The sequence below is a fragment of the Aequoribacter sp. genome (assembly GCF_965659035.1).
In the GTDB taxonomy this organism is placed as follows: Bacteria; Pseudomonadota; Gammaproteobacteria; order Pseudomonadales; family Halieaceae; genus Aequoribacter.
Window position 1 is genome coordinate 1 of record NZ_CBFHWH010000036.1, and the last position, 2,858, is coordinate 2,858.

General features: G+C 52.9%; 3 protein-coding genes. 2 read left to right on the forward strand and 1 reads right to left on the reverse strand.

The genetic code is table 11. The features are described 5' to 3' along the window. Positions 1 to 115 (reverse strand): universal stress protein (locus ACTF5Z_RS07090; protein WP_438985050.1); only part of this gene is annotated, 115 nt, incomplete at its 3' end. A 100-nt stretch (positions 116 to 215) separates the two neighbouring features. On the opposite strand from ACTF5Z_RS07090, the gene ACTF5Z_RS07095 reads away from it, so the two are divergent. Both ACTF5Z_RS07095 and topA read left to right on the forward strand, forming a co-directional pair. Beyond that, the gene (locus tag ACTF5Z_RS07095; RefSeq protein ID WP_438985038.1) at positions 216 to 704 is read left to right on the forward strand and encodes a hypothetical protein; all 489 of its coding nucleotides are present in this window, start codon (positions 216 to 218) and stop codon (positions 702 to 704) included. Positions 705 to 806: 102 nt separating this feature from the next. Then, the coding region (gene topA, locus ACTF5Z_RS07100) for a type I DNA topoisomerase (protein WP_438985039.1) at positions 807 to 2,858 on the forward strand (2,052 nt) is incomplete at its 3' end.

The following is a 2,858-nucleotide window of genomic DNA, read 5'->3' on the forward strand; positions in this document are numbered from 1 at the left end:
GAATTAGGTGAACTTCTGCGGCTTTTTCCGCAGCCATCGCGCAACCGCGCTTCACGACTTGAAGGGATTCTTCGCTCAGGTCGATCGCGATAAGTATTTTTGTGTAATTAGACATGGTCTTTCCTTAAAGGCAGGTGTATTAAAACTATCGCACTTCGCGTCTTTGGAATCAATTACTGATATCATCGCTCGATGATTCAGATCAAGGACATGGTATGGCGTTTTGGATAATTGCCGGCGTGGTGTTGGTGGCCTTGGCGCCACTCTCTCACTTTTGGCCCAGTAAGCAGCAGCAAAGGCTGGCGCGCATCCGCGAACAGGCTGCCCTGTTGGGTTTATACGTCGAGCTACGAAAATTGCCCGCGCACCGAAAGATCGATATTTACATTCCTGCTGACGATCGTCGTTATTGGGTTTACTACGGTTTACGCTGTTCGCAAAAAGTTAAACTCCCAGTCGGATCGTGGTTGCGTACACCGGATGGATGGTTCGCTTTGACAGGCGACAGCGATTTGCCAGATGCCCTAGTCGCGTTACCGGAGGGGCTCGATGTTGTCTCTAGCACACCAGGTAGCGTGGGTTTTTTCTGGCAAGAACGCGGCGGTGAAGAAGTGCTCGAACACGCCGCGCGGTGCTTGAAACAGGCGGTAGCGAGTGCCTCAACGTCATTAGATGAGTCCGAACAAGCTTCGACAAAATTGTAACTAAATCAGTTTTTTGCTTGACCGCGGGCTTTTGCATCACTATATATGGCCACCCTTAGGTGTGTGAAACGCAAGTAATCAAGCGATCCTTGAAGGAGAACTATGGGTAAGGCACTGGTCATTGTCGAGTCGCCAGCAAAAGCTAAGACGATTAACAAGTATTTGGGCAATGATTTTATTGTTAAATCCAGTGTGGGCCATATTCGTGATCTGCCGACCTCTGGCAGCGCGTCGTCGACCACCAACCCAAAAGAGCGAGCGGCTCAGGCGGCTAAAACCCGCAAGATGTCAGCGGAGAAAAAAGCTCAATACCAAAAAAAGAAAGCGCATGACCAGCTCATTAGACGAATGGGTGTCAATCCTGACAAAAATTGGGAAGCGCACTACGAGATTTTGCCGGGTAAGGAAAAAGTGGTTAACGAGCTCAAACAGCTCGCAGCGAAAGCTGACACCATTTATTTGGCGACGGACTTGGACCGTGAGGGAGAGGCCATTGCCTGGCACTTGCAGGAGGCAATTGGCGGTGATCCCGAGCGTTATCGCCGCGTGGTATTCAATGAGATCACCAAAACGGCCATTCAAGAAGCGTTTGAGCACCCTGGAGCCTTAGATATCGCGCGAGTGAACGCTCAACAAGCTCGCCGATTTTTAGACCGGGTCGTGGGTTATATGGTCTCGCCGCTACTTTGGGCCAAAATAGCGCGCGGCCTGTCGGCAGGTCGGGTACAGTCTGTGGCCGTGCGATTGATTGTTGAGCGCGAGCGCGAAATCCGAGCGTTTGTGCCTGAAGAATTTTGGGAAATCCACGCCGATTTGTTGTCATCGGCCGGCGAGCAGACGCGCTTTGAGGTTCGCAAATATCAAGGCGAGGGCTTCCGCCCACGCTCTGAAGCGGAGGCGATGGCTGCTGTTGCGACACTGCAAGCAGCTCGTTATGCGGTTAAAGCGCGCGAGAGCAAGCCGACTCGCTCCAAAGCGCCGGCCCCTTTCATCACGTCGACGCTGCAGCAAGCGGCGAGTACGCGCTTGGGGTTTTCTGTGAAGAAGACCATGACCCTCGCGCAGCGGTTATACGAAGCCGGGCATATTACCTACATGCGAACCGATTCGACAAACCTCAGCGCAGATGCGGTCAGTGCCTGTAGACGTTATATTGAAACCAATTTTGACGCGCCTTATCTGCCCGCAAAGCCGAAAAGTTACAGCGCACGCGAGGATGCTCAAGAAGCGCACGAAGCCATTCGGCCCTCGGATGTCTTTGTCCAGCAGACACAACTCAGTGCAATGGAGCGCGATGCACAGCGCCTCTACGATTTGATCTGGCGCCAATTTGTGGCTTGCCAGATGCCGGCGGCGGAATATCTCTCGACAACCTTGACGGTCGAAGCCGCAGGCTTTGAGTTGAACGCAAAAGGGCGTGTGGTGGTTTTTGATGGTTACACCAAGGTGCTACCGCCGGCTGCCAAGAAGGGCCAAGAAGATGTCGTGTTACCCGATTTAAAAGTCAACGATGCGCTCAGTCTGGCCAAGCTCGATCCTTCGCAGCATTTTACCAAGCCAACGCCGCGTTACGGCGAGGCCAGTTTAGTGCGCGAGCTGGAAAAACGCGGAATAGGTCGCCCCTCTACCTATGCCTCTATTATTTCGACGATTCAGGATCGAGGCTACGTTAAGCTCGAAAACAAGCGGTTTTACGCAGAAAAGATGGGCGATATTGTCACACAACGTCTGCAAAGTAGCTTTGACGATTTGCTGGACTATGGGTTTACCGCGGCAATGGAAGAGCGTTTGGATGACGTGGCCAAAGGCGGATTAGATTGGCGGGCATTGTTAGACCAGTTTTACGCGGACTTTAGCGATCGTTTGGAACAAGCCGGCGCGGCTGACCCCGACGGCATGCAAGCGAATGCGCCCACTATGACTGACATTCCCTGTCAGCAATGCGGGCGGCCTATGCAAATTCGCACAGCGGCTACCGGAGTGTTCCTGGGATGCTCGGGTTACGCTTTGCCGCCCAAAGAGCGGTGTAAGCAGACGATTAATTTGGTGTCAGGCGACGAGGCCATAAGTGCCGATGCCGATGATGAAGCAGAGTCTCGCTTACTGATCAGCAAACGTCGCTGCCAATTGTGCAATGCCGCAATGGACAGTTAC

Bases quoted from the DNA above. Each gene is read 5' to 3' on its own strand.
- ACTF5Z_RS07095 (WP_438985038.1), top strand. From the start codon at position 216: ATGGCGTTTTGGATAATTGCCGGCGTGGTGTTGGTGGCCTTGGCGCCA.